This window comes from Hyphomicrobium methylovorum, from assembly GCF_013626205.1.
Classification (GTDB): Bacteria; Pseudomonadota; Alphaproteobacteria; order Rhizobiales; family Hyphomicrobiaceae; genus Hyphomicrobium_B; species Hyphomicrobium_B methylovorum.
This window is the reverse complement of the sequence record NZ_QHJE01000001.1, coordinates 872,632-899,002: the sequence shown is the minus strand read 5'-3', so window position 1 is coordinate 899,002 and position 26,371 is coordinate 872,632. Positions and strand designations below refer to the sequence as shown.

The window sequence follows — 26,371 nt, the reverse complement described above, 5'->3', positions numbered from 1 at the left end:
CGGTCAGTAACATATAGTGCCGGTCACAGGGGCTTGTGAATGCCGGGATGCCAGCTTCACCTCAAGCCTTGAGGCGATACCCTGTCTTGAATATCCACCAAATTACAGTCATGCAAACTACCAAAAATCCCACGATAATTGCCAAGCTTACGCTTACATCGACATCCGAAATCTCGAAAAAGCTCCAGCGGAATGCGCTGATGAGATAGACGATCGGGTTGAACAACGCGACGGTTTGCCAGTCCGGCGGCAGCATCTTGATCGAGTAAAACGTGCCGCCCAGAAACGTCAGCGGCGTAATGATCAGCATTGGAACGATCTGCAACCGTTCGAAGCCATCAGCCCAAACGCCGATGATGAAGCCGAACATGCTGAAGGTCACCGCCGTCAGGACGAGAAATCCAAACATCCAGAACGGGTGCGCAATTCGGATGTCAACGAAGATGCTCGCCGTTGCGAGGATGATCAATCCGAGAATGACCGATTTCGTCGCCGCCGCGCCGACATAACCAAGCACGATTTCGAACGGCGAGATCGGCGCCGAGAGGTGCTCGTAGATCGTTCCTGTAAAGCGCGGGAAATAGATCCCGAACGCGGCGTTCGAGGTGCTCTCCGTCAAGAGGGACAGCATGATCAGACCCGGCACGATAAACGAGCCATAGTTGATGCCTTCGATCTGGGCGATGCGCGAGCCGATCGCCGCGCCGAACACGATGAAATAGAGCGACGTCGAAAGCACCGGGGAAACGATGCTCTGCATCAGTGTCCGTCCCCAGCGGGACATCTCGAACAGGTAGATCGCGCGAACGGCTTCCAAATTCATCGCGACTGCCTCACGAGATCGACAAATATTTCCTCAAGAGAACTTTCCTTCGTGCTGAGATCTTTAAAGCCGATCTCAGCGGCGCGCATGTCGTTCAAAAGAGACGTGATTCCGGTGCGCTCCGACAGCGTGTCATAGGTGTAAATCAGCTCGTTCCCATCGTTCGCAAGCTGCAATGCGTAATGCGAAAGCGCATCGGGAATCTCCGAAAGCGGTGTGTGCAACTGTAGTCCAAGCTGCTTTTTGCCGAGCTTTCTCATCAGCTCGACTTTCTCATCCACCAAGATCAATTCGCCCTTGGCGATCACGCCGATTCTGTCGGCCATCTCTTCCGCTTCTTCGATGTAGTGCGTCGTCAAGATGATGGTGACGCCGGATTCGCGCATGCGTTTCACGATGCCCCACATCTCGCGCCGCAGTTCGACATCGACCCCGGCAGTCGGTTCGTCGAGGAATAGGATGCTTGGTTCATGCGCCAGCGCCTTGGCGATCAGCAGCCGCCGCTTCATACCGCCCGAGAGCGCGATGATTTTCGTGTCTTTCTTCTCCCAGAGAGAAAGATCGCGCAGCACTTTCTCGACGAACGCATAATTGCGCGGCTTACCGAACAGTCCGCGGCTGAAATTCACCGTGGCCCAGGGCGTCTCGAACATATCGGTCGAGAGTTCCTGCGGCACGAGGCCGATCATCGAGCGCACTGTCCGATAGTCGCGCGCGATATCCATGCCATCGACGGTGATCTTGCCGGAACTGCTATTGACGATACCGCAGATGATGCTGATCAGCGTCGTCTTGCCCGCGCCGTTTGGCCCGAGCAGCGCGAAGATTTCTCCTCGGCGGATGTCGAGATTGATGTTCTTCAGCGCATGAAAGCCGGACGCGTAAACCTTCGAAAGGTTCGCGACGGAAATGACGGCGGACATATCTGACCCTGGCTGCTCTGTGAAAATATCGGCGTCGCGAGTCGCATCGGGTACCTGAGGGACGGTGTCAACGCAACTGCCCTCAGGTACGCGCAAGTGCAACGGGGAACCGGGCGAATTTACGAGCGTCGCCAAGGTAATGCGCACCTCTCTCGCCTAGTTCAGAAATTATCGAGGCTCGGCCCCGGCCAATTGGGCCGCTCCCCCTGCAAACGCCGCGACCGAGGAAAGGCCTCGTTATCTAAGGCGGCAACCTTCCGTCCGCAGGCCGCCACGCGATCGATGGTCTCGTCAGTTTCCTCTTCTTTGGGGAAGGCTGCGCTTCTCGCGCGCCGTGCGGAAATCCAACAGAAAACGCCTCGGAGGGCTGCTTTGGGGTCTCTCATCGAGCCTTTCATACTGCGCGGCCTCCTATTATATACCAATAAGTATAGATATACGAAGGACGGTCTCCGCGCGTCAACATTTATTTTGTATCGAAGAGTACTGAATTGTATACGATTGATCTGACCAACACAAAAAGCCGGAGTCTGGCGGTGCAAAAAGGCCGTCCTCGCGAATTCGATACAGATGAGGCGCTCGATAAGGCGCTCCATGTTTTCTGGGAGCGCGGCTACGAAGGTACGTCGCTTTCGGAGTTGACGGAGGCGATGGGCATCAGCCGCCCAAGTCTGTACGCGGCATTCGGAAACAAGGAAGATCTGTTTCGGCTGGCGCTAGACCGCTATGCGCGGCAAGGACCTGGCGCAGCGCTGCAGGAAGCACTTTTGCAGCCGACAGCGAAGCTGGTTGTCGATCGCTTGCTCCGCTCCGTTGCCATTGCGCTGACGGACCCAAACAATCCGCGCGGATGCCTCGCGGTACAAGGTGCGCTCTCGTGCGGAGAGGCGTCTCAATCCATCAAGCAGGAACTCTGCCGGCGTCGTGCCGAAGGAGAAAAAGCGCTGGCCGAACGTTTCGAGCGCGCGAAAGCGGACGGCGATCTCCCGTCGAGTCTCGAACCCGCGGGCCTCGCGCGTTTCGTGATGACAGTCACTCAGGGCATGTCGGTACAAGCCGCAGGCGGTGCGTCACGCGACGATCTGGTGGCGGTTGCCGACTTCGCGCTGCAAGCCTGGCCCGCTTAGTCCAGACTGCCGAATGTTGCTTCAGAACACTCAAGCCGATTTTTGATTGCATACTAACGGAGATGATCAATGGCCAATTGGTTCATAACGGGCGTTAGCACTGGCTTTGGACGCGCGCTCGCGGAAGCTGTTCTCGCAAAGGGAGACAGCGTCACCGGTACAGTGCGCAACGATGCAGCCAAGGCTGAATTCGAGAAACTCGCGCCCGGTCGCGCACTCGCGGTTCTCCTGGACGTGACTGATCCTGAAAGCGTTCTCCGTGGCGTCAAAGAAGGCGAGCAGAAGTTTTCTGGCATCGACGTGCTGGTGAACAATGCCGGTTACGGCCTTGAGGGTGCAATCGAGGAAGTCACTCTTAGCCAGATACGGGCGCAGTTCGAAGTCAATGTCTTCGGCGCCGTCACCGTGATCCAAGCCGCGTTGCCGAACATGCGCAAACGCCGTCGCGGCCACATCGTGAATATCACGTCGATGGGCGGCCTCACCGCATTTCCAGGCGTCGGAATTTATAACGGCAGCAAGTTCGCACTAGACGGTATTTCCGAAGCGCTTGCGAAAGAGGTCAAGCCGCTCGGGATCAACGTAACGATCGTTGCGCCGGGATCGTTTCGCACGGATTGGGCCGGACGCTCGATGGTGCATGTCGATGAGCAGATCGCTGACTATGCAGCAACGGCCGGGGCATTTCGCAAATCACTCGCGGAGCGAAACGGACGTCAGGCTGGCGATCCGCAGAAGGCCGCCGAGGCGATCATTGCCGTTGTGAATTCAGATGACCCCCCGCTCCGTCTCTTGCTCGGTCCGGATGCCTTGCGCTTCGTCGGCGCAAAACTTGGAGCGTTACAGTCGGAAATCATGCGCTGGGCGCCGGTATCCGCCGCCACCAATTTTTCCGACACTTGAACGCCGCCAATAGCTTCCCCATTCCATTCTTCTGCCTTCTCGCACGGTATATCTGCTGTGCGATCGAAAAAGGATTGATTATGCTTTTGAAAACAAAAGACCGCGTTCTGGCGGCTGCGGTGATTGCGACTGCGTCATTCGGCGTGTGCGGGGCAGTTGCGCTTGCTCAAGATGACGCTGCGAAGACAGAACCTGCGAAAGTCGCGTGCGCCGCTGATCCGGAGATCACGGTGCCGCAAGGATTTTGCGCCACGATCTTCGCTGACTCCGTCGGAGCAGCTCGTCATTTAACTGTAGCAGAAGACGGCACCGTCTATGTGAACATTTCCAACCGCCACTCGAAAATCCCGGGCTCAGGCGCCTATCTTGCGCTCAAGGATAGCGATGGAGATGGTCGTGCTGATCTCAACGAATCCTTCGGCGAGGCCACAGGCGGAACGGGCATCGCGGTCTACAAAGATTGGCTCTATGCAGAAAGCGGCGATCGCATTCTGCGTTACCCGCGCAAGCAGGGAGACTTCGCCCTTCGAACTGAGCCGGAGATCGTCCTTAAAGATCTTCCAATGAAGGGTGACCATCGCGTTCGCTCGTTCGCGATTGATCCCGAAGGCCGAATGTTCGTGAATATCGGTTCGGCTACAAATTCATGTCAGGAAGACAATCGCACCGAAGGTTCGCCGGGCATCAATCCGTGTGAGGAGCTCAAGAGGCACGCTGGCGTCTGGCTCTATGATGCCAACAAGACAGAGCAGGTGTTCTCGGAAGATGATCGCTTCGCGACCGGCATCCGCAACGCCGAAGGCATCGATTTCGATTCCAAGGGAAGAATTTTTGCGACTCAGCATGGCCGCGATCAGCTCTTTCAAAACTGGCCGAAGCTGTACACGTCCGAACAGGGATCTGAGCTTCCGGCTGAAGTGCTCGTCGAATTGCAGAAGGGCGGCGACTACGGCTGGCCGTATTGCTACTTCGATGGCGAGCAGGGCAAGCTTGTGCTCGCACCTGAATACGGCGGCGACGGCGGGAAGAAGGTTGGAGACTGCGGAGAGAAGCAGACGGCAACCGCAGCGTTTCCCGCGCACTGGGGCCCGAACGACATGAAAATCTACAAGGGCGCGCAATTCCCCGCCTCGTATCGTGACGGCGCGTTCATCGCCTTTCACGGATCGTGGAATCGCTCGTCCGGTCCGCAGGAGGGCTTTAACGTCGTCTTCCAGCCGCTCGCTGATGGGAAAGCATCCGGGCCGTACCAGGTCTTCGCCGACGGCTTTCGCAAGGGCGGCCACCGTCCGGCCGGTGTCGCGGTTGGCCCGGACGGCGCTCTCTACGTCAGCGATGACGCGGCCGGGCGCATCTGGCGCATTACCTACGGCAACTGATTTCGCGTCAGCTTCTGCGTGACGATTGAGACAATCCGGCTGTGAAAACCTGAGGAAGCAGGCGCACTGCGCTTGCTTCCTGCCCGCGCATAACGCTTGATGCGGGCCGGATAGGGTTCGCCCTCGCTGCAAAGCGGCGGAGCGTTGCCGCCATCCTCACAACACGCTCAATCTATTCTACGGGACGAACGGACTTGCCTGCGAAAGATCTTGTTTTCTTGACAGGTGCGTCGGGCTTCGTCGGCTCCGCCGTCGCGCGTCGGCTGATCGCGGAGGGGTTCGCCGTGCGCGCGCTCGTTCGGCGCGAGAGCAACCGCACCAATCTCGCAGATCTCGATGCAGAGGTTGTCGAAGGTGATCTGCGAGACGCGCAAATGCTGCAGTCAGCAATGGCGGGCGCGCGTTACGTTATGCACGTCGCGGCCGATTATCGCCTGTGGGCGCCGGATCCGCGTGAAATATTTGCGTCGAACGTCGATGGAACACGCGCCGTCATGGCAGCGGCCAAGTCCAACGGTGTCGAACGCATCGTCTATACGTCGAGTGTCGCGACGTTGCGGCCCGCAACCGACGGCACTCCGGTCGACGAAACATCTCCGCTGGATGAAGCCAACGCCATTGGCGCCTACAAGAAAAGCAAGGTGCAGGCCGAGCGTCTGGTTGAACGGATGGTCGCTGAAGGCCTTCCCGCTGTCATCGTCAATCCTTCAACGCCCATCGGCCCGCGTGATGTCCGCCCAACGCCGACGGGGCGCATCGTCGTCGAAGCCGCGTCCGGACGAATGCCCGCTTACGTCGATACTGGCCTCAACCTCGTGCACGTCGATGACGTCGCGGCGGGACACGTCTCGGCGCTGACGCATGGCCGCATCGGCGAGCGCTATATTCTCGGCGGCGAGAACGTTTCGCTGGGTGAAATGCTCCGCGAGATTGCGCACCTTGTCGGCCGGCGGCCGCCAAACGTGAGCCTGCCACGCGGTCTCATCTATCCAATTGCCTATGGCGCCGAAGCAATGGCCCGCCTAACCGGCCGCGAACCGTTTGCCACCGTCGATGGATTGCGGATGGCGAAATACAAAATGTACTTTTCATCTGCCAAAGCCGCCCGTGAATTGGCGTACCGTGCGCGTCCGGTGAAAGACGCACTCGCTGATGCTCACCGCTGGTTTCGCGAAGCGGGGTATTTGAAATGAGCGTCGCGACAGTTATCGCCGCCGTTGCCTTCGCGGCATGGTGTTATCTGCTGCTGGCGCACGGCCGCTTCTGGCTTTGTCGCCAGCGCGAAGACGATGATACGTCGCCCACCACGTTCGATGCGGGCGAGGCTTGGCCCAAGGTCGTGGCGATTGTGCCCGCGCGCAATGAAGCAGACGTGCTCCCGCGTTCGTTGACATCGCTCGCCGCGCAGAACTACCCCGGCGATTTTTCGATCCTGCTGGTGGACGATCAAAGCAGTGATGGCACCGCCGTCGTCGCGCGTAAGATCGCGGAGACAGCTCCGCGCCAGATAACCGTCGTGCCTGGGGCACCGCTTCCCGCGTCCTGGACTGGCAAGGTCTGGGCAATGAACCAAGGCATCGCCGCCGCGAATGCCTCAGCCGTCGCACCCGACTATCTCCTGCTGACAGACGCCGACATCGAATATCACCCCGGCGTCCTGACTTCCCTGGTAGCGCGCGCACGCCGCCGCCGGTTGTCGTTGACGTCGGTCATGGCAAAGCTCAATTGCGAGACGTTCGCGGAACGCGTGTTCGTCCCGGCATTCATCTTCTTCTTTCAAATGCTCTACCCGTTTGCCTGGGTAAATCGCGCCAGCCGGTCAACGGCCGCGGCCGCAGGAGGCTGCATGCTCGCCGACCGCGCCGCACTTGCGAATGCGGGCGGCATTCAAGCGATCCGCGGCGCGCTCATCGACGATTGCGCACTGGCGGCTGTAATGAAGCAGCAGGGGCCGATCTGGCTCGGTCTGTCAGAGCGGGTGCTGAGCCTTCGCGTTTATTCTTCGGTGGATGAAATTCGCCGGATGGTTGCGCGCTCGGCATACGCACAGCTTCGCTATTCGCCGCTGCTTTTGCTTGGCACAGTCGTCGGCATGGCATTGCTGTATCTTGCGCCGCCCATTCTTGCCGTTGCGGCGGGCTACCCGGCGAATTTGCTTGGCGCCGCCGCCTTTGTTGGTATGGCGATCGCCTTTCAGCCGGTCTTGCGCCTCTACGGTCTTTCTCCTCTATGGGGACTGGCGCTCCCGCTCATAGCGGCGGCGTATTTGGCGTTCACCGTCGATTCGGCCTACCAGCACCGCGCCGGGCGCGGAGGTCTCTGGAAAGGCCGCGTGCAAGCGGGCGCAGGAAAACAATGACCGTCGACGCGGACTACAAATCCGGAAAGTCCGAGCGCGACGAGAATTTTCCCGTCGCCTCGCACCTTATTTCCAGCCGACACCGGGGTCCGATCCTTGCGTTCTACCGCTTTGCGCGCGCCGCCGATGATGCGGCCGACCATGCGTCGCTCACGCCCGACGCAAAACTTGCTCGTCTCGCGGATCTCGAGGACTCGCTTCTCGGCAAGTCCGAGCGCGCGGCTGATGCACTGCCGCTTCGCGCCGCGTTGCATAAACGGAATCTTTCGCCTCAACACGCGCTCGATCTTCTAAAGGCCTTCCGCCAGGACGTGACCAAATCCCGTTACGCAACCTGGGAAGAACTCATCGATTATTGCCGCTTTTCCGCAATGCCCGTTGGCCGGTTCGTTCTCGACGTACACGGGGAGCCGAAATCCACCTGGACTTCGTCTGATGCCCTTTGCGCTGCGCTTCAGATCATCAATCATCTGCAAGACTGTGGGAAAGACTACCGGACGATAAATCGGATTTACGTTCCGCAGGACGAGTTGAAGCGCTACGGCGTCGAGGACGCTGCTTTTGCTCGCGAAAAGTCTTCCCCGGAACTCCTTCAGTGCCTGCACGGCCTCGCCAAGCACACCGCGACATTGATTCCAACCGCTGCCCTGTTGCCAAAATGCGTCGCCGACTTGCGTCTTGCCGCCGAAACCTCTGTAATAGTCGCGCTAGCTGATAAGCTCGTTGCTCGGCTTGAAACGAGAGATCCGCTGAGCGGCGGGGTTCATCTTGCTAAGTCGCATGCAGCTCTTGTAGCAGGGCGAGCTGTAGCCATGACGCTGGTTCGGCGTGTCGGGGGGAAACGCAGTATGTATCGAGCCGTCGGGGATGATACCGCATGAGTTCGCAAGAACATGAGTTGGTGTCGGAAGTGGCGCCCGCGGCGACGAGCAGCTCGTTTTACGCGGCCATGCGCGTTCTCCCGTCCGCACAGCGCGACGCGATGTATCACGTCTATGCATTTTGCCGTGAGGTTGACGACGTGGCCGACAATGGCGGTCCGCGCGAAGGACGCCTCGCGGAACTCGAGTGCTATCGCTTCGACATCGAGCAGTATTATTTGACTGGCCGCACGACGCATCGCACGCGCGATCTTGCGCCGTTCATCACCGAATACGGACTTCTGAAAGATGACTTCATCGCCGTTATCGACGGCATGGAGATGGATATCGTTCGCGATATCCAGGCGCCCGATTGGAGCGTTCTCGACCTGTATTGCGATCGCGCCGCATCGGCCGTCGGTCGGCTTTCGGTCCGCATCTTCGGCATGGACGAGGCGCACGGCATCGAGCTGTCGCATCACCTCGGCCGCGCATTGCAATTGACGAACATCCTTCGCGATATCGATGAGGATGCCGCGATGGGCCGCCTCTATCTTCCGAGAGAAGCACTGCAGGACGCAGGCATATCCACCACGGATATCGCGACGATCCTCGCGCATCCAAATCTTGATCGGGCATGCCGAGGCATCGCCATGTTGACGCGCAATTATTACAATCAGGCTGAAAGAGTCATGGCGCATTGCCCGCGTCGGACAGCACGCTCGCCACGCATGATGGCGACGGTCTATCGCGGCATTCTCGAAAAACTGATCGGGCGCGGCTGGAACGCTCCACGCGCCGATGTTCGCCGGTCCAAACGCTATGTTCTGTGGGCCGTACTGCGGGACGGCATTTTCTAATGTCTGGCGGCACGACCCACATCATCGGCGCCGGTCTTGCCGGGCTGTCCGCTGCCGCGCGCCTCGCGGAGAAGGGCAGGAACGTCGTCGTGCATGAGCTCGCCCGCCATCCGGGCGGCCGCTGTCGATCCTTTTACGAGCCGACGCTCGACCTCCAAATCGACAACGGAAATCACCTGCTGTTGTCAGGAAACAGGAGCGCGCTCAGCTTTCTCGATTTGATCGGCGCCCGCGATCTGCTGCAGGGCCCGAACGAAGCGGAATTTGCTTTCGCCGACCTCCAAACCGACCAGCGCTGGACGATCCGCCCGAATAACGGATCGTTCCCCTGGTGGATTTTCTCGCGCCGCCGCCGCGTGCCAGGAACATCCGCCTTAGATTATATGTGTTTCGGCAAATTGCTCGCCGCCGGTGCTGACGAACCCGCAGGCAAACGCTTCAACCCAGAGAATGCAGCTTATAAAAAGCTCATGCGCCCGGTCCTGCTTGCGGCATTGAACTGCGATCCGGAGGAGGGGTCATCGCGCCTCACAGCGGCCGTGCTGCTCGAAACGCTCGCGCGCGGTGGGCAGGCATGCAAACCGTTGATCGCCGCACACGGCCTTGGCCCTGCTCTCGTTGATCCCGCCGTGACATACATCGAAAAGCACGGCGGCGCCGTCCGTTTCGACGTGCCATTGCGCGCGCTCGATATTTCGGGCGACCGGATCCGCGCATTGAGGTTCGCCGAAGGGCGAATCGATCTCGCAAAGAGCGATACCGTTATCCTCGCGGTTCCGGCCTGGGTCGCGCGAACGTTGATTCCTGGATTGAAAGTGCCAACCGAATATCGCGCAATCTTCAACGCGCACTTCAAGATTGCGCCACCGCCGAGCATGCCGCGCATCACTGGCGTCATCAATGGCGCAACTGAGTGGCTGTTCGCATTCGATGATCGGCTATCTGTGACGATCAGCAATGCCGACCGCTTCAACGAAGCTGAGCGCGAGCCGCTGGCCCGGCAAATCTGGTCCGAAGTTGCGCAAGTCGCGGGCATGCCGGAAATGCGCGCCACGCTGCCGCCGTGGCAGATCGTCAAGGAGCGCCGCGCCACGTTTACGGCGACACCTGCGCAGAACGCGCTTCGCCCGGATACGGCCACACGGTGGCGAAACCTGTTTCTCGCGGGCGATTGGACGGCCACCAATCTTCCGGCCACGATTGAGGGCGCGATCCGCTCGGGCGAAAAGGCCGCCAAACTGGCGACGGCCTGATCTTTCTGATAGGACCCTCCTGCCTGGAGAGACTTTCGATGCAGCTCAATACAACAGCGCTAGACCAAGGCGTCGCGTCCGCGCACGAAACGCGCACCGTCTCTGCGGCGGACCTTGAAGCCGCGATTTCATCCGCTGCAAAATCGCTTCTGGCACTTCAGCATGACGACGGGCATTACGTCTTCGAACTCGAAGCCGACGCGACGATTCCTGCTGAATACGTTCTGATGCGCCACTATCTTGCCGAGCCGGTCGATGCCGATCTGGAGCGCAAGATCGCAAACTATCTTTATCGCATCCAGTCGGCCGATGGCGGCTGGCCGCTGTTCCATGAGGGCGCATCGAACATAAGCGCCAGCGTGAAGGCCTATTTCGCGCTGAAGATGATCGGCGTCGATGTCGACGATCCGCGAATGCAGCGCGCGCGAGCTTGGATCCTGGCCGAAGGCGGCGCAGCGCAGAGCAATGTGTTCACCCGAAATTTGCTGGCGCTCTTCGGCGTCATCCCTTGGCGCGGCGTGCCAGTCGTACCCGTCGAGATCATGCTGCTTCCGCGGTGGTTCCCATTCCACCTCGACAAAATATCGTACTGGGCGCGAACGGTCGTCGTACCGTTGACGGTTCTCAATGCGCTGAAGCCACGCGCCCGAAATCCGAAGGGCGTCGACATTCCGGAGTTGTTCGTAACGCCGCCGAACGATGTCCGCGTCTGGCCAAAGGGGCCGCATCAGAAAGCTCCGTGGTCGCAAATATTCGGCGGTATCGATCGTGTGTTGCGCTTTCTCGAACCGGCATTTCCGAAATCGTTGCGCAAGCGCTCCATCGACAAGGCTGTCACATTTGTGACGACCCGTTTGAACGGGGAAGACGGTCTCGGTGCGATCTTCCCTGCCATGGTCAATTCGGTCCTCGTCTATGATGCGCTGGGCTACCCACACGACCATCCGGACTATGTGACGGCGCGGCAGTCCGTCGAGAAGTTGCTCATCGTCAAGCCGGACGAAGCCTATTGCCAGCCGTGCCTCTCGCCGGTGTGGGACACCGCACTCGCGGCGCATGCGCTGATGGAAGCCGGTGGGCCGGAAGCGGAACGCGCAGCAGATCGCGGCTTGGCTTGGCTTGCACCGCTTCAGGTGCTCGACACCGTTGGAGACTGGGCGGTGCAGCGCCCCGGCGTTCGCCCTGGTGGATGGGCATTCCAGTACGCAAACGCGCATTATCCCGACGTTGATGACACAGCAGTTGTCGTCATGGCGATGGACCGTGCCGCGAGCCGAACCGCAGCCAATGGCGGAGATCATCGCGAGGCGATGGCGCGTGGCCGCGAGTGGATCGCGGGCATGCAAAGCAAGAACGGCGGCTGGGGCGCGTTCGATGCAGATAATAACTATGAGTATCTGAACCAGATTCCGTTTTCCGATCACGGCGCGCTGCTCGACCCGCCAACGGCTGACGTCTCGGCGCGCTGCGTATCGATGTTGGCTCAGCTCGGCGAGACGCGCGCAACAAGTCCCGTTCTCGACAAGGCCGTGCGCTATCTGGAAAGCACGCAGGAGAAAGACGGAAGCTGGTACGGCCGCTGGGGCATGAACTACGTCTACGGCACATGGTCCGTGCTCTGCGCACTGAACGCAGCCGGTGTCGAACCGGAGTTACCCATCATGCGCAAAGCCGCAGACTGGCTCCTTTCGATTCAGAATTCGGATGGCGGTTGGGGCGAAGACGGCGAAAGCTATAGCCTCGAGTACGCTGGCTATCAGCAAGCGCCCAGCACGGCATCTCAGACAGCCTGGGCGCTCATGGCGTTGATGGCGGCGGGTGAGATCGATCATCCGGCCGTGCAAAGCGGCATCGCTTATCTCGCAGCAAACCAGGGCAAGGATGGCTTCTGGGGCGAAGAACGCTTCACCGCTACGGGCTTCCCGCGTGTGTTCTATCTTCGCTATCACGGCTACTCGAAATTCTTCCCGATGTGGGCGATGGCGCGCTATCGCAACTTGAAGGCTGCGAACTCCAAGACCGTATCGGTCGGGATGTGAAAGCTATGCAGGCGCGAGGCTACGTCATCGCGGCCACGGGCCTAGCTGCCGAAGCGCGACTGGCTGCAAGCGCTGAGAACGTCGTTGCTGTTGCGAGTGGTGCCAACGAAACGCGCTTGGCGGACTTGATCGAGCAAGCGCTGAGCGATGGCGCGCGCGGCATCATCAGCTTCGGCATCGCCGGTGGATTAGACCCTGCTTTGCCGTCGGGAGCGGTCGTCATCGGCACGTCGGTTTATGCCGGTGCTCGCCACGTCCCAGCCGACGCAGCCTGGACTGCGCAACTGCGCCGCTCACTGCCAGACGCGCATGCCGGACAAGTAGCGGGGTGCTCGACCGTCATTGCAGATCCGGCCACAAAAGCTGAGGTCTTCCGTGCAACCGGCGCCATCGCAGCGGACATGGAAAGCCACGTCGTCGCGCGCATTGCGGAAGAACGCGAATTGCCGTTTGCGGTGCTGCGGGTCATCGCCGATGCAGCAAATCAGGGTCTGCCGCCGGCCGCCATCAATGGATTGAAACCAGATGGCCAGCCCGACACATTCGGCGTTCTGAAATCGCTTGCAGCCGATCCCGCTCAGTTGGTCGCGCTGATCCGGACAGGCCTCGCTGCCCGGCGAGCGATGAGCGGATTACTCCGCTGCCACCGGCTTCTTGGCCCGGGCCTCGGCTACACTGATCTCGGCTAGCTTGTTCTCGACGTGGCGCGAGAAAACAAATTCAGCAGGCCGCTGATTGTGGAGCGGAATATCCGGAGCCATCGGCCCATCGGTCTTCACGCCGCGAAGCGTAACGGCCGCGAGCTTCCACGGACGCTTCACAGCATCGACCACAGCCGTCGCTTCGAAGCCGGAATGGACCATGCAGTCGGCGCACTTCTCGTAGTTGCCGGTGCCGTACTTATCCCAATCCGTGCCTTCCATCAGCTCTTTGTAAGTCTTTGTGTAGCCTTCACCGAGCAGATAGCAGGGGCGCTGCCAGCCAAAGACAGTGCGCGTGGGATTGCCCCACGGCGTACACTGGTAGGTCTGATTGCCTGCAAGAAAATCGAGAAACAGCGCGGATTGGAAGAACGGCCATGAGCGTCCGCCGCGTCCGCGCTTGAGAATATCGCGGAAGATCTGTTTCGTCTTCGTGCGGTTCAAGAAATGCTGCTGATCCGGCGCGCGCTCATAAGCGTAGCCTGGTGAAATTGTGATTCCGCCAACTCCGAGCGCCTTCACATCATCAAGAAACTTGGCAACACGCTCCGGTTCAGCGTCGCTGAAAAGCGTGCAGTTGATGTTGACGCGAAAGCCCTTCGCCTTGGCGACTTTGATGGCCTCAACGGCGCGATCGTAAACGCCCTTCTGGCAAACCGACTTGTCGTGCATCTCCTTATCGCCATCGAGATGGATCGACCAGTTGAAGCGCGTGTGCGGTTTGTAGAGTCCAATCTTCTTTTCAAGCAGCAGCGCGTTCGTGCACACGGTGACGAACTTGCCTTTTGCGAGTGCGCCTTCGACGATCTCCGGAAGCTCTTTGTGCAGCAACGGCTCGCCGCCCGCCATGACGACGACGGGCGCGCCGCACTCATCCATCGAGTGCAGGGCATCGGCAACGGAAATGCGCTGGTTGAGAATTTTGTCGGGATAATCGATCTTGCCGCAACCCGCACAGGCGAGGTTACAACGAAACAGCGGCTCGAGCATCAGAACAAGCGGATAGCGCTTGCGTCCGGTCAAGTGCTGCTTCAGCACATACGCGCCGATCGACACGGCTTGGCCTATTGGAATTCCCACCCGTCAGTGCTCCCTTGGCGACGGCCACTTATCCGAGATTAATACCCCCAGGCAATCACGACGAGAGAACGCACGATCTTCATCCCGGCGCAATTCTCGACTCGTGTTGGCGTAAATAATAACCCCAGCTCGCGCGGAAATCTTGCCTCGTAACGCCGCGTCCCTAGGAAATGGATTGGCCTTTATTAAGAAAAACCGTAGGCATTGGCACCCCGCAAACGGAATGTACGCTTATCGCGCCATAACGCTCCGGCGTTGACGTGTCAGAAAAGCAACACAGTCCGCGCGGGGAACGGATAACGATGGTTCGGTTGTCCTGTCATGGCGCTCGCGACAATCGGGGGAACATGCACAGTCTAGAGGCAGGAGGAAACGGTTTGAAGCGGCGCGCGACGGTGCAGATATGATCGAGCATTGCGTGGCCCGGCTCGTCGGCGCGTCGATGAGATTTCCCTGGCTTACGATTTTCCTCTCCTTGATGCTTTTCGTGGGTGCGGGTCACTACATTGCGAATAACTTCGCAATCACCACGGATACCAGCCAGCTAATTTCGCCGGACCTCGATTGGCGTCAACGTGAACGTCAGTTCGATGCGGCGTTTCCCCAAGGCACCGACACGATCGATGTCGTCATAGATGGCGACACACCGGAGCGCGCAGAAAATGCCGCCCGAAAACTTTTCGAAGCTCTCTCAAGTGAAACGCCAAAGCCATTCCAAACCGTCCGCAGGCGTGACGGCGGCGCTTTCTTTGAGAAGAACGGTCTGCTGTATCTCCCTCTCGAAGAGGTGGAGCTGACAACCGCCAGCCTCATCAAGACACAGCCCGTCCTTGCAACGCTCGCAGCCGATCCCACGCTCAACGGATTGGCAAAAGCGTTGAGCTTCGTTCCGATGGGCATCGATCAGGAACGCGCAACGTGGCTCGACTATGAAAAGCCCGTCACCGCGCTCGCCGATGCCATCGAAAATATGCTGGATGGCAAGCGCTCGACGTTCTCTTGGAACGAGTTGCTGTCTGGTGAACCGCCCGAATCGGGCGATCTCCGCCGCTTTCTTCAGGTGAAGCCTGTTCTCGATTACGGCGATCTGCAACCCGGAGCAGAAGCGAGCGAGCGGATACGTGAAACCGCCAAACGGTTGGACCTCACGCCCGAACACGGTGTGCGCGTCCGCCTCACCGGCGCTGTGCCGATGGCCGACGAAGAGTTCGGCACAGTTGCCGACGGCCTGTTGCTGAACACGCTTTTGACCGTTGCGGTCGTGGCGCTGATTCTGTGGTTGGCGCTGCGCTCGGGGCGCATCATCTTCGCTGTGCTGGTCGGGCTCTTTGCGGGACTTGCCATGACGGCGGCCGTAGGGCTTTGGCTCGTCGGCGCGCTCAATCTCATCTCCGTCGCGTTTGCTGTCCTGTTCGTCGGCATTGGCGTGGATTTCGGTATTCAGTTTTCGGTCAGATACCGCCACGAACGTCATATCAACGATGACCTTCGGGGCGCTCTGGTCACCGCCGGGCGCAATGCCGGACGACCGCTTGCGCTGGCCGCAGCCGCTACGACGGCTGGCTTCTATGCGTTCCTTCCGACCGATTACAGCGGCGTATCGGAACTCGGTCTGATCGCTGGAACCGGCATGATCATTGCGTTTTTGATCAGCATCACGTTCGTCCCGGCGATGCTCGCAGTCCTCAATCCGCCCGGCGAGCCGGACGACGTCGGATATCGCATGCTGGCGCCTGTCGATCGCTTCATGGCTCGGTATCGCCACGCGATTCTGGTGCTGACTGCCATCGCGGTCGTCGCAGGATTGCCGCTGCTCACGCGCCTCGAATTCGATTTCAATCCGATCAACCTGAGAAGCGCTGCAGTCGAGTCCGTCGAGACGTTCAACGACCTGATGCAAGATCCGGAAACGGCGCCGAACACGATCCAGATTTTGACCCCCTCGCTTGCGGACGCGGAAAAACTCGCAAACAGAATTGAAAGCCTTCCTGTTGTCGAACGGACGGTCACTCTCGCGAGCTTCATCCCCGACCACCAGAGTGAAAAACTCGCCCTCATCAAAGACGCCGCGAGCCTGATCGAGCCGTCGCTTGACCCTGAGAATAAACTCCCCCCTCCCACGGACGCCGAGATCAAGGTGACGCTTCAGGAGACGGCAGATGCCTTCGCCGTTGCGAGTCAGAAGGGAAGCGGCACAGCACTCGCGGCGCGCATGGCCGATATTCTGACGCGTCTCGCAATGGCGCCGCCCGAAGCGCGCAAGCGTGTCGAAACGGAGCTGATGAGCGGCTTTAATCTGCGCCTTAGCCAAATTCGCGCGGCACTCGGCGCCGACGAGGTTACGTTGGCCACGCTGCCGCCCGACATTGTCGCTGACTGGAAGACTGCTGACGGACGGGCCCGCGTCGAAGTCGCGCCGCGCGGTGACGGCAACGACAATGCAAACCTTCGCCGCTTCGCGAGCGCGGTGCTCCTCGTCGCGCCCGAGGCGACCGGCGTTCCGATTCTCATTCAGGAATCGGCAAAGACCGTAGTGCGTTCGTTTTTCCAAGCGGGCGCGCTGGCGCTCGGTTCAATCACGTTGATCCTGTTCGTGGCGCTTAGGCGCGTCTCCGATGTGCTTCTGACGTTGGTGCCGCTCTTGCTCGCAGGCGTCGTGACGCTCGAACTCTGCGTGCTTCTGAAACTGCCGCTGAACTTCGCAAACATCATCGCTTTGCCGGTGCTGCTCGGCGTCGGCGTCGCCTTCAAAATCTATTACGTGCTGGCGTGGCGCGATGGCGAAACAAGTCTGCTGGCGTCCCCTTTGACACGCGCGGTGCTCTACAGCGCGTTGACGACAGCAACCGCGTTCGGCAGCCTCTGGTTCTCGAACCATCCAGGCACGTCGAGCATGGGCGAATTGCTTGCGCTCTCGCTTTTGACGACGCTCGCGGCCGCCGTTCTCTTCCAGCCGATCCTGATGGGCCCACCGCGCCAGAACAACGATAATGAAGGCAGTCAGACGCCCTAAGCGAACTGACCACGCTCCGTCAGTTCACCAGCGGCGAGAACTTCGTGCCGCATCCGCACCCATGTTTAAGCGACGTTGCGGCGCTCGCGCAGGAACTGGAAGAACTCGACGCCTTCGCGCAGTCTCCGCTTCATCATGTCGGGACTCGTGACCATTTCGCCGACAATCGACGCGATCTTGCCCGAGCGGAAATAGAACCGCTTGTAGAAGTCCTCGACCGAATGGAAAATTTCCGAATGCGACAGATGCGGATAGTGCAGCGGCGCAACCTGCACGCCATTTTCGTCGACGAGTTCCGCGTTGGCTTCGTCCAGCCAACCTTCCTTCACAGCCTGATTGAATAGGAACGTGCCGGGATAAGGCGCGGCAAGCGAAACCTGGATCGTATGCGGGTTGATCTCGGTCGCGAACTTCACCGTCTCTTCAATCGTCTCTTTGGTCTCGCCCGGCAGCCCAAGAATGAACGTGCCGTGAATCTTGATGCCGAGTTCGTGGCAATCCTTCGTGAACTTGCGGGCCACCTCGACGCGCATGCCCTTCTTGATGTTGTGAAGGATCTGCTGGTTGCCGCTTTCATATCCAACGAGCAGCAGGCGCAAACCGTTCTCGGAAAGCACTTCGAGGGATTTGCGCGGCACGTTTGCTTTGGCGTTGCACGACCAGGTAATGCCGAGTTTGCCGAGTTCCTTGGCAATGGCTTCGGCGCGCGGCAGGTCGTCGGTGAACGTATCGTCGTCGAAGAAGAATTCCTTCACCTGCGGGAATGCAGCTCGCGCCCATTTGATCTCGTCGATCACATGGCCGACGCTGCGGGTGCGATAGTTGTGCCCGCCAACCGTCTGCGGCCAGAGGCAGAACGTGCAGCGCGATTTGCAGCCGCGTCCGGTGTAGAGCGAAATGTAGGGATGCTTCAGATAGCCGATGAAATACTTCTCGATTTCGAGATCGCGCTTGTAGACCGGCGTCACGAACGGCAGCAGGTCCATGTTTTCCAGAACCGCGCGGTCGTCGTTGTGCACGATCACGCCGCTCGAATTCCGATAGCTGATGCCCTTCACGTTGGCGAAATCGCGACCATCGGCGATTTCCTTGATCGTGAAATCGAACTCGTTGCGCGCAGCGAAATCGACAATCGGCGCAGACTGCAGGCTCTTCTCCGCCTCGACGGCAACCTTAGCGCCGATCAGACCAGCCTTGAGATTTGGATTGACCTCTTTCATCGCCTTGATGGTTGCAACATCCGAGGCGAATGAGGGCGTCGACGTGTGCAGCACGACGAGATCGTAGTCTTTCGCGATTCTCGTAACGTCGTTGAGCTTCACCTTGTGAGGCGGCGCGTCGATCAGCTTGCTGTTCTCGATCAGCGCCGCGGGCTGAGCCAGCCACGTCGGAAACCAGAACGACTTGATTTCGCGGCGCGCTTGATAGCGCGACCCGGCTCCGCCATCGAAACCGTCAAACGAGGGAGCTTGCAAAAAGAGCGTGCGCATAGTGGCGCCTTTCAAACCGGCGTAACGGACCCATCGGGATTGACGCGATAGCGACGCCCCCGCCAACTGACAGCACCCGGTGCGAAACTCGCGAGGAAAATCGCGAAGCTAAGCAGATCGCGCAGCGGACTGAGCCACAGCGTTCCGCGGTCCCCACCGGACAGCCGCTCAACTTGTATCGGAACGAAAAGCCGGGAAGCAAGGGTGGCAGCCAGAATGCCCCCGGTTATGAGGCCGAAACCACTCACTGCGGCGGCAGCAAGCGCAAATGGTAGCGGATGCGTCACGATCGAGGCAGCGTAACCGATTGGGTCCACCAGACGAATCGTTCTCGCCCAGCGAAGTTCGTGCGCAACCAGCTTCCCGAACGAATCTTCCGAAAACGTGTGGCCGATCGTGAAAGGCGGGATCGAGACCTTGAGGCCAAGCCGGCGCACGGCGTCCCCCATCGCGTAATCGTCCGCTAGAACGTCAGCAAATGCCGGGAAGCCGCCGATTCGCTCCAGCGTCTCGCGCCTCAACGCGATGGTCGATCCGAAGCATGGCTTCGCGAGCCCGAGAAATTGCCCGACAAGCACGCTTGGAAGAAAATGCTGATCGACACCGGCAGCACCGAGTCGCGCCCAAAATCCGCCGTTCGAGCGCCCGCGATAGAGGCACGTCACAAGCCCAACCTCGGGTTGCTGCAAAGCGGCCATGACATTTCGCACATAGTCATCGCGAACCAGCATGTCGCTGTCGCTTAGGATCAGAACGTCATAGGCCGCATGGTCATACATCCCGGCCAGATTCGAAATTTTCGGATTGCGTCCCAACGAACGAGTCGTGAGCGCGAGATCGATTTCTGATTCGGAAAAGCGCGCGCGCAAGTTATCCACAGCAGCAACCGCAGGATCGTGGGCGTCTTGAACCCCCAGTACGATTTGCCGCTTGCCAGGATAATTTTGCACACAAAAGGACGCGAGATTCGATTCGAGCGCCGGTTCTGCGCCGCAAAGCGGCTTCAGCAGCGTTACGTTTTCAACTTCGCGAAGATCAGGCATCTCCTGTCGCCGAAATCTGGCAACAAGAACGCCCGCAAATAGGGCGTAAAGACTACCGATAATCGCGACAAGTGTGCAAACAAGCCACAGACACGACGCCATTCTGACGTTACTTTCTGCTTCGATCCCAAGCCACAACGCTAGCTTCTCTTGTGAAGCTGCGATACAGGGATCAGATGATCGGGCAGGGGGCCCGGTAACGGGGAACGAGGGACTGTGAAGACTAGCGCCATCCTCAGTCGGGTCGGCTGTCTTGTCATCGCCACGTCGTTGACGGCGTGTGCGGGCGTGGGATCTGCGCCTGCGCCCGTGTACCTGGCGTCCCCCGAAAAAGAATCCGAACCGAAGTCGATTGCTGATCCGTACGAAAAGAGCAACCGCTCTGTCTTCGAAAGCAATCAGGACTTCAATCACTCCGTCCTTTATCCAGCCGCGAAGGCGTATAACGAGAACGTTCCGGAGCCGGTGCGCGATCGCATCGAGTCGTTCACGACCAACCTGAACGAGCCGATGGTATTCGCGAACAACGTCCTGCAGCTCAGGCCGTTGGCTGCAGCAACGACGCTCGGCCGCTTCGCAATGAATACGACGATCGGTCTCGGCGGCCTGTTTGACGTTGCGGCAACCGAAGGCCTCACACGCCAGTCGGGCGATTTCGGCCAGACGATGTACGTCTGGGGCTATCGCGAGAGTTCCTACCTCGTGCTGCCGATCATCGGACCGACCAATGTTCGCGACGCGATCGGCACGGGCGTTGAGTTCGGTGCGCAGTTGCCTCTCGCCACGTTCATGCCGACGAAAATCGCAACGCTCACCAGCCGCGTCGATCTCGCCGGAACGGTTGCGAGCCCGCTTGCAAACCTCAGCAAGGCTGAGGATATGCAGACGCTCGAAGAGAGTTCGATCGATTTCTATTCCATGCTTCGCAGCGTGACCGATCAGAAGCGTCAGGCCGAATTGCAGGAAGCGCTCGATACCAGCGCGTTGACCAGCACGCCGCCGCCGCCCGATCCAAACGCGATCGAGCCTGTCATGACGATCGTCTCGTCGCCGACGCTGTTGCCGAACTATGGGAAGAATCTCGCGAAGACAGCGAAAGCGCGGGCAAGCAACGGCACTGTCATGATCGTTGGAACGCCGAGTGCTGCGGCTCCGGCTGAAGTATCAGCAGATACCGTCTCGACGCAGTAACGGCCTGCTGCGCCAGCGTCACTGAACGTCCAAACAACAGCTCAGTTTACGAAGCGCGCAACGAGAGAGCCGCGTCGAATTCGTGTGTGCGCGCTCGCACGATCACGCACGTGCTGATGTCATACGAATGATTGTGCGGAGAAAAGAGGACGTCATGACCGGCGCTACCGAGTCGGCCATGACGTCAGAACAAATTAGCTTCCGGCGAGTAGCCTATCGCCTTGCTTTTTCAGCGAGGCAATGAGCGCATCCGGACCGCCGGCCTTCAGTATAGAACTGAATTCAGCCCGGCGGCTAGCGAGCTCACTGATTGTGCCGTCGAGATAAACGTCGACGATTCTCCAATCGGCGCCAGTTTTCCGCATTAGGTAATTGATAGCAACGGGCTTGCCGTTACTTTGTATGATCCGCGTCTTGATCATTTTGTCGCTGGGCGCGCGGTCGGTGATTTCAGCGATTTGGAATGTCTCGCCGGAGAAACCGTCGAAGCGCTTAGCATACGTCGCGGCCATCATACGAGAGAACGCGTCGGTGATGCCAGTTTTTTGCGCGGGCTGCAGCGAATCCCAACTTGAGCCGACGGCCACGCGAGTCATCGACGCAATATCGTAGGTTTTCGAAAGAACCGGCGCGAGTACCTTATAGCGCCCCTGCACGCCCAATTGTTGAGCCTGCTTCATCGTGTCGAGCAGTTTCGCATTGAGGCCATTGATGGTCTGTTCCGGCGCGTCGGCCGCCTGCACCGCGACCGCGCCGTAAAGAGAAACCGCAGCAATGGCGAAGCCACGCACGACGGACTTTCCGAATCTGGATGCTTTGGCAGCCGGCATATTCGCTCCTGTAATGCTGAACGCGCTCGCTGAACGACAAGTGTGCTGAAAAATTAGACCGCTCAAGTGGCGGCATTTTGCTCGCGACGAAGCACCTCTTGCCATTTGTGCGTCTCGTCTGCAACACTGCCACAGCAGAGTCCTGATTATTCTATTGATTCATTTTTTGAGGCTCGTCGAGGGTCCATAAATCAAGATCAAGGACCTGTCACCGTCGGGGGGATGTCTGTCTTATGGATGCAGTAGTATCACGGCCATCCAAGACGCCGATTTTAGATCGCGTTTCAACGCCGGAAGATTTGCGAAAGATACCGGAAGCTGATTTGCGTCAGCTTGCCGATGAACTTCGCATGGAAACGATCGACGCGGTGTCCGTCACGGGAGGCCATCTCGGCGCCGGGCTCGGCGTCGTCGAGCTGACGGTTGCGCTCCATTATCTATTCGATACACCGCGCGACCGGCTCATCTGGGATGTGAGCCACCAAACCTATCCGCACAAAATTCTCACCGGGCGACGCGACCGCATTCGCACGCTTAGGCAGCCGAACGGCCTTTCCGGTTTCACCAAGCGCACGGAAAGCCCTTACGATCCGTTTGGCGCAGCTCATTCGTCCACGTCCATTTCTGCAGGCCTTGGCATGGCGGTCGCGCGCGAGATGCGCGGTGACAAGAACAATGTCATCGCCGTTATCGGCGACGGCGCGATGAGTGCCGGAATGGCCTACGAAGCCATCAACAATGCTGGCGCGCGCAACGAACGTTTGATCGTTGTTCTGAATGACAATGATATGTCGATCGCTCCGCCCTCGGGTGCGTTGTCGTCCTATCTCGCCCGCACAACCTCCAGCGGCTCCTATCTCTACGTCCGCGATTTTGCCAAGCAGTTGGCAAAGCGGTTGCCGAAAAACTGGGAGCGGCGTGCCGCGCGCGTTGAAGAATATACGCGTCATCTCTGGCAGGGCGGTGCCTGGTTCGAGGAACTGGGCTTCTATTACGTTGGTCCGATCGACGGTCACGATCTTTCGCAGCTCTTGCCTGTGTTGAAGAACGTCCGCGACGCAAACCAGGGTCCGATCCTGGTTCATGTTGTGACTAAGAAAGGCAAAGGCTATCCGCCCGCCGAAGCCTCGCCCGACAAGTATCATGGCGTTGCGAAGTTCAATGTCGTAACCGGCGTGCAGGCAAAGCCGCAGGCGTCGGCGCCGTCGTACACGCGCGTCTTCGCGGATAGCTTGATCGCCGAAGCGCGAAAAGATCCGAAGGTCGTCGCAATCACGGCGGCTATGCCGGACGGCACCGGCCTCGATGTGTTCGGCAAGGAGTTCCCCGAGCGCACGTTTGACGTCGGCATCGCCGAGCAGCACGCGGTAACATTCGCGGCAGGCCTCGCGACCGAAGGCATCAAACCGTTTGCCGCGATCTATTCGACGTTCCTGCAGCGCGGCTACGATCAGGTCGTGCATGACGTCGCAATTCAGAGCCTGCCGGTTCGCTTCGCGATCGACCGCGCTGGGTTCGTCGGCGCCGACGGCTCCACGCACGCGGGTTCGTTCGATCTCGCCTATCTCGGTTGCCTGCCGAACTTCGTCATCATGGCGCCAGCCGATGAAGCCGAATTGATGCACATGGTTGCGACGGCGGCGTCGATCGATGATCGCCCGTCAGCATTCCGCTATCCACGCGGCGAAGGTACGGGCGTTGCGCTGCCCGCTGAAGGCTCCGTTCTGCCCATCGGCAAGGGCCGCATCATGCGCGAAGGAACGTCGGTCGCGCTGCTCTCGCTGGGCACGCGTCTCGGAGAAGCGTTAAAGGCTGCCGATCAACTCGCGGCGCTGGGCCTTTCGACGACCGTCGCGGATGCGCGCTTCATGAAGCCGCTCGATACCGATTTGATCCGGCAACTGGCTCTGAACCATCAGATGCTTGTGACGATCGAAGAAGGTTCGATTGGCGGCTTCGGCAGCCATGTTCTGCAGTTCCTGTCAGACAGCGGCCTGCTCGACGGCGGATTGAAGGTTCGCTCGAAAGTCATGCCCGACGTCTTTGTCGATCAGGACAAGCCGGAAGTGATGTGTCAGAAGGCGGGGCTTTCCGCGTCTGGCATCGTTGAAACAGTGCGCAAGGCGTTCGAGATCGATCAGCCTGTAGCATCCCGCGAACGCATTTTCCGCTGATCGCCCTCGCAGGCGATCACGCGGCGAGCGCGTGTCTTTCTAAGTGCTGGAAAATCGAATGACGCAGCCGCGCGTGAAGCTACGCGCGGCCGCCGTCGTCTGCTTTGGCAAGTAGCCGTCGCGCTTCGATAGCCTGCCACACAAGCAGGATCGGAATGCTAACCAGCACTTCCCGAGCGCGTTTCAGCAACGACAGCCCGAGCGCAACCTCCGGCCCCAATCCGAAAAGCGCGCCGAACGCCACATAGCCGCCTTCCTGCACGCCAGCTGCCCAGGGCACCGCGAATGCGACGCTGCGGATCGCGTAGATCAGGCTCTCGATCACGAGGATGTCGCCGAAGCTGAGCGGATGGCCCATGAACCACAGCGCTACCCACGCTTCCGCTGCGCCGACGATCCACGCCGCGAAATGGAGCAGGGTAGAAAGAGCAAGTCTGCGCGGATCGCGATAAATGTCCTCGATGCTGTCATGCAGGCTTTGCGCTGTGCCACTGTCCGTGTTCCACGATGCGGTAAGACCGAGGCGTTCGGGAAGCGACTGCAGAACGCGGAACAAGCCCATCCTCTGCGCGGCGACGAATCCCGCCATAGCCAGCGCGGAGAGCACCACGCCGAGCAAAGCCCATCCTGCCAAGGCTTCATCGGGCCGCTGCCACGCAAGGATGACGAGACCCAGCAGCGTAAAAAAGAGCTGGCTGATCGTCTCCAAGGTGAGATCGACGACGGTGCTCGCAATCGCGGGACCCGATCTGATACCGAAGGCCGTCAGCTCGCGGGCCGCCACCATTTCGCCCATGGCGGGGATAATCGCGAGTACATTGCCGACGCTGTCGCGCACCAAGCGAACCCAATGACTGACAGCAACAGCATGCGGAAACGGCGGTAAAATCAGAACGCGCCATGCAAGAGCACATAGCACGACGGACGCGAGATACGCGGCCGTCATCGCGAGAAGCCCGCGCCACCCGGCGGACAGGACAGCCTCGCCGACCGCAGCCGAGCCATAGTAGACGACCAGCGCCGTTGCGAGCGCGATGCCGAGCAGCGCGCCGATCGTCACGCTCGCTTTCATGCGGCTGGATGAGATCCGACGCCGATTTGGAATTTCATCGTGTGCCAAGAGGTGCTTTCGAGCGCTGCGAGAGTTGAGCGTCTTCGAGGGAGCGTCGCTCGTCCGCCGCCATCAGCGAGCGATATGCGCGAATGCTGAAGGTCTCCGATCCCCAAACAATGCGATTTCCAAACAGACCGGCGGCCCATGCGAAGAAGCACGCGCATTCCCGTAAAGGAACGAGCCAGATTTCTGACGGCGCATCGATCACAAATCGACGGCGCACCAGCACATGAAGCAAGAGTCGAAGCGCGATGTGCGCGCCGATAATTGCCAATCCGATAATGCTTGGCTGCGGCAACAGCAGAACGAGCAACAGCGGTAGCGGCCACGTTACGACGGACATGAACTGATCGAACGGCCGGCATGCACGTTCGGATCGCTGCCAGCGCACCTCATGCCGAAACATCTCCGCGAAGGTCTTCTCCGCCACGACCGTATCGCAGGCGTACGGCGAAAGCACCACGCGCCATCCGCGATGCGCAACGAAGCGACCCATGGAAAAATCTTCGGCGAGGCATCGCGCCAACATTTCGAAGCCGCCGATCGCATCGAGCGCTTCGCGGCGCACGGCACTCATTGCGCCGAATACAAAATCGATCCCGCGCAAACTGGAATCGACTAGCACCGACGGCACGAACCAGTCGTTTAGATACGCTGCGCCAAAGCGCGATGGCGTATTGTCGATTGGCCAGCCCTTATAAATCGACGCAACCGCACCGACACTCGCATCGTCGAACGGCGCTGCCATCGAAGCAATGCAATTCCGGTCCACCCGCACGTCGCTATCCGCGAGAACGATGAGATCGAATTTCGCGGTCTTCATGATATTCGCGAGATTCGCTGCCTTGCGGTTCGGCCCGGCGAGCGCGCCATCAACGACAAGGCGGAGATCGCGATCCGGAAACTCACGGATCAGCCGATTGACGACGGCAATGGCGGGATCGTCCGGCGTGTGCGCGCCGAAGATGACTTCGTACAGCGGATAGTCTTGCTCGCAGAAAGACCGCAGACATTGATAGAGCGTCGGCGAGTCGCCGTAGACCGGCTTGAGAACCGATACGCCGGGTCGGGGTTCAGAACCGGTCTCCGGCCGCTCGCGGAACATCAGCGTCGCGCGGACAGCGAGCAGAAGATATGCGAGCCCAGCGAGCCCGATTACGATGCCCAAGACCTGCCAAATTGAAACGACGTAGAGCGCCATGAGATCGT

At 59.6% G+C, this 26,371-nt stretch carries 21 protein-coding genes; 13 read left to right on the top strand and 8 right to left on the bottom strand.

The genetic code is table 11. The features are described 5' to 3' along the window. Positions 1-61: 61 nt before the first annotated feature. Both DLM45_RS04505 and DLM45_RS04500 read right to left on the bottom strand, forming a co-directional pair. A complete protein-coding gene (locus DLM45_RS04505) occupies positions 62-823 on the bottom strand; it encodes an ABC transporter permease (protein WP_181335805.1) in 762 nt (253 codons plus the stop codon). Continuing rightward, positions 820-1,746 carry an ABC transporter ATP-binding protein gene (locus DLM45_RS04500; protein ID WP_181335803.1) on the bottom strand — a complete coding sequence of 309 codons (927 nt, stop codon included), beginning with the start codon at positions 1,744-1,746 and terminating at the stop codon, positions 820-822. The genes DLM45_RS04505 and DLM45_RS04500 overlap by 4 nt, the downstream gene beginning before the upstream one ends. Before the next feature lie 536 nt (positions 1,747-2,282). Between DLM45_RS04500 and DLM45_RS04495 the strand changes: the two genes are divergently transcribed. The 10 genes from DLM45_RS04495 to DLM45_RS04450 all read left to right on the top strand — a co-directional run bounded on the left by DLM45_RS04495 (position 2,283) and on the right by DLM45_RS04450 (position 13,215). Beyond that, entirely contained in the window at positions 2,283-2,873 is a 591-nt protein-coding gene (locus DLM45_RS04495) for a TetR family transcriptional regulator (RefSeq protein ID WP_181335802.1), read from the top strand. Positions 2,874-2,942: 69 nt separating this feature from the next. Then, positions 2,943-3,776, top strand: a complete 834-nt coding sequence (locus tag DLM45_RS04490; RefSeq protein ID WP_181335800.1) for an oxidoreductase — start codon at positions 2,943-2,945, stop codon at positions 3,774-3,776. Between the two features lie 80 nt (positions 3,777-3,856). Continuing rightward, complete coding sequence (locus DLM45_RS04485) at positions 3,857-5,155, top strand: PQQ-dependent sugar dehydrogenase (protein ID WP_181335798.1); 1,299 nt, start codon at positions 3,857-3,859, stop codon at positions 5,153-5,155. Positions 5,156-5,349: 194 nt separating this feature from the next. Further along, positions 5,350-6,348, top strand: coding sequence for a hopanoid-associated sugar epimerase (gene hpnA, locus DLM45_RS04480; RefSeq protein ID WP_181335796.1), 999 nt, complete (start codon positions 5,350-5,352; stop codon positions 6,346-6,348). Beyond that, the gene (locus tag DLM45_RS04475) at positions 6,345-7,514 is read left to right on the top strand and encodes a glycosyltransferase (protein WP_181335794.1); all 1,170 of its coding nucleotides are present in this window, start codon (positions 6,345-6,347) and stop codon (positions 7,512-7,514) included. The genes hpnA and DLM45_RS04475 overlap by 4 nt, the downstream gene beginning before the upstream one ends. Continuing rightward, positions 7,511-8,395, top strand: a complete 885-nt coding sequence (gene hpnC, locus DLM45_RS04470; RefSeq protein WP_181335792.1) for a squalene synthase HpnC — start codon at positions 7,511-7,513, stop codon at positions 8,393-8,395. The genes DLM45_RS04475 and hpnC overlap by 4 nt, the downstream gene beginning before the upstream one ends. Next, positions 8,392-9,234 (top strand): presqualene diphosphate synthase HpnD, encoded by an 843-nt coding sequence (gene hpnD, locus DLM45_RS04465; RefSeq protein ID WP_181335790.1) that lies wholly within the window; start codon positions 8,392-8,394, stop codon positions 9,232-9,234. Before hpnC ends, hpnD begins: the two co-directional genes overlap by 4 nt. Further along, complete coding sequence (gene hpnE, locus DLM45_RS04460; RefSeq protein WP_181335785.1) at positions 9,234-10,487, top strand: hydroxysqualene dehydroxylase HpnE; 1,254 nt, start codon at positions 9,234-9,236, stop codon at positions 10,485-10,487. The genes hpnD and hpnE overlap by 1 nt, the downstream gene beginning before the upstream one ends. A gap of 38 nt (positions 10,488-10,525) precedes the next feature. After that, a complete protein-coding gene (shc, locus tag DLM45_RS04455; RefSeq protein ID WP_181335782.1) occupies positions 10,526-12,526 on the top strand; it encodes a squalene--hopene cyclase in 2,001 nt (666 codons plus the stop codon). A gap of 5 nt (positions 12,527-12,531) precedes the next feature. Beyond that, a complete protein-coding gene (locus DLM45_RS04450) occupies positions 12,532-13,215 on the top strand; it encodes a phosphorylase family protein (RefSeq protein ID WP_181335775.1) in 684 nt (227 codons plus the stop codon). Here the strand turns inward: DLM45_RS04450 and hpnH are convergent. Continuing rightward, positions 13,159-14,307: an adenosyl-hopene transferase HpnH gene (gene hpnH, locus DLM45_RS04445; RefSeq protein WP_181335773.1), complete on the bottom strand. Its 1,149-nt coding sequence runs from the start codon at positions 14,305-14,307 to the stop codon at positions 13,159-13,161. The two genes, DLM45_RS04450 and hpnH, sit on opposite strands and share 57 nt — an antisense overlap. Before the next feature lie 403 nt (positions 14,308-14,710). Between hpnH and hpnN the strand changes: the two genes are divergently transcribed. Then, positions 14,711-17,320: a hopanoid transporter HpnN gene (hpnN, locus tag DLM45_RS04440; protein WP_181335772.1), complete on the top strand. Its 2,610-nt coding sequence runs from the start codon at positions 14,711-14,713 to the stop codon at positions 17,318-17,320. Positions 17,321-17,385: 65 nt separating this feature from the next. Here the strand turns inward: hpnN and hpnJ are convergent, their stop codons facing one another. Together hpnJ and hpnI (DLM45_RS04430) are read right to left on the bottom strand one after the other, a co-directional pair. Continuing rightward, a complete protein-coding gene (gene hpnJ / locus DLM45_RS04435; RefSeq protein WP_181335771.1) occupies positions 17,386-18,810 on the bottom strand; it encodes a hopanoid biosynthesis associated radical SAM protein HpnJ in 1,425 nt (474 codons plus the stop codon). Between the two features lie 11 nt (positions 18,811-18,821). Continuing rightward, positions 18,822-19,955, bottom strand: a complete 1,134-nt coding sequence (gene hpnI, locus DLM45_RS04430) for a bacteriohopanetetrol glucosamine biosynthesis glycosyltransferase HpnI (protein WP_181335770.1) — start codon at positions 19,953-19,955, stop codon at positions 18,822-18,824. Positions 19,956-20,069: 114 nt separating this feature from the next. On the opposite strand from hpnI (DLM45_RS04430), the gene DLM45_RS04425 reads away from it, so the two are divergent. Next, positions 20,070-21,044, top strand: coding sequence for an MlaA family lipoprotein (locus DLM45_RS04425; RefSeq protein ID WP_181335769.1), 975 nt, complete (start codon positions 20,070-20,072; stop codon positions 21,042-21,044). Between the two features lie 194 nt (positions 21,045-21,238). Here the strand turns inward: DLM45_RS04425 and DLM45_RS04420 are convergent, their stop codons facing one another. Next, positions 21,239-21,874, bottom strand: coding sequence for an ABC transporter substrate-binding protein (locus DLM45_RS04420; RefSeq protein WP_181335768.1), 636 nt, complete (start codon positions 21,872-21,874; stop codon positions 21,239-21,241). A gap of 233 nt (positions 21,875-22,107) precedes the next feature. Here DLM45_RS04420 and dxs point away from each other — a divergent pair, with 233 nt between their 5' ends. Next, complete coding sequence (dxs, locus tag DLM45_RS04415) at positions 22,108-24,048, top strand: 1-deoxy-D-xylulose-5-phosphate synthase (protein ID WP_181335767.1); 1,941 nt, start codon at positions 22,108-22,110, stop codon at positions 24,046-24,048. 79 nt (positions 24,049-24,127) lie between these two features. On the opposite strand, the gene DLM45_RS04410 is transcribed toward dxs, so the two are convergent. Both DLM45_RS04410 and hpnI (DLM45_RS04405) read right to left on the bottom strand, forming a co-directional pair. Next, complete coding sequence (locus DLM45_RS04410; RefSeq protein WP_181335766.1) at positions 24,128-25,120, bottom strand: lysylphosphatidylglycerol synthase domain-containing protein; 993 nt, start codon at positions 25,118-25,120, stop codon at positions 24,128-24,130. A 34-nt stretch (positions 25,121-25,154) separates the two neighbouring features. Continuing rightward, entirely contained in the window at positions 25,155-26,363 is a 1,209-nt protein-coding gene (gene hpnI / locus DLM45_RS04405) for a bacteriohopanetetrol glucosamine biosynthesis glycosyltransferase HpnI (protein ID WP_181335765.1), read from the bottom strand. Positions 26,364-26,371 lie beyond the last annotated feature (8 nt).

What these genes read in the sequence shown, in the direction of transcription:
- DLM45_RS04450 (WP_181335775.1), top strand. Translation starts at nt 12,532, where the DNA reads ATGCAGGCGCGAGGCTACGTCATCGCGGCCACGGGCCTAGCTGCCGAA.
- hpnI (WP_181335770.1), bottom strand. Translation starts at nt 19,955, where the DNA reads ATGGCGTCGTGTCTGTGGCTTGTTTGCACACTTGTCGCGATTATCGGT.
- hpnJ (WP_181335771.1), bottom strand. Translation starts at nt 18,810, where the DNA reads ATGCGCACGCTCTTTTTGCAAGCTCCCTCGTTTGACGGTTTCGATGGC.
- DLM45_RS04500 (WP_181335803.1), bottom strand. Translation starts at nt 1,746, where the DNA reads ATGTCCGCCGTCATTTCCGTCGCGAACCTTTCGAAGGTTTACGCGTCC.
- dxs (WP_181335767.1), top strand. Translation starts at nt 22,108, where the DNA reads ATGGATGCAGTAGTATCACGGCCATCCAAGACGCCGATTTTAGATCGC.
- DLM45_RS04485 (WP_181335798.1), top strand. Translation starts at nt 3,857, where the DNA reads ATGCTTTTGAAAACAAAAGACCGCGTTCTGGCGGCTGCGGTGATTGCG.
- DLM45_RS04505 (WP_181335805.1), bottom strand. Translation starts at nt 823, where the DNA reads ATGAATTTGGAAGCCGTTCGCGCGATCTACCTGTTCGAGATGTCCCGC.
- DLM45_RS04410 (WP_181335766.1), bottom strand. Translation starts at nt 25,120, where the DNA reads ATGAAAGCGAGCGTGACGATCGGCGCGCTGCTCGGCATCGCGCTCGCA.
- hpnD (WP_181335790.1), top strand. Translation starts at nt 8,392, where the DNA reads ATGAGTTCGCAAGAACATGAGTTGGTGTCGGAAGTGGCGCCCGCGGCG.
- hpnI (WP_181335765.1), bottom strand. Translation starts at nt 26,363, where the DNA reads ATGGCGCTCTACGTCGTTTCAATTTGGCAGGTCTTGGGCATCGTAATC.
- shc (WP_181335782.1), top strand. Translation starts at nt 10,526, where the DNA reads ATGCAGCTCAATACAACAGCGCTAGACCAAGGCGTCGCGTCCGCGCAC.
- DLM45_RS04475 (WP_181335794.1), top strand. Translation starts at nt 6,345, where the DNA reads ATGAGCGTCGCGACAGTTATCGCCGCCGTTGCCTTCGCGGCATGGTGT.
- hpnE (WP_181335785.1), top strand. Translation starts at nt 9,234, where the DNA reads ATGTCTGGCGGCACGACCCACATCATCGGCGCCGGTCTTGCCGGGCTG.
- DLM45_RS04490 (WP_181335800.1), top strand. Translation starts at nt 2,943, where the DNA reads ATGGCCAATTGGTTCATAACGGGCGTTAGCACTGGCTTTGGACGCGCG.
- DLM45_RS04420 (WP_181335768.1), bottom strand. Translation starts at nt 21,874, where the DNA reads ATGCCGGCTGCCAAAGCATCCAGATTCGGAAAGTCCGTCGTGCGTGGC.
- hpnN (WP_181335772.1), top strand. Translation starts at nt 14,711, where the DNA reads ATGATCGAGCATTGCGTGGCCCGGCTCGTCGGCGCGTCGATGAGATTT.
- hpnC (WP_181335792.1), top strand. Translation starts at nt 7,511, where the DNA reads ATGACCGTCGACGCGGACTACAAATCCGGAAAGTCCGAGCGCGACGAG.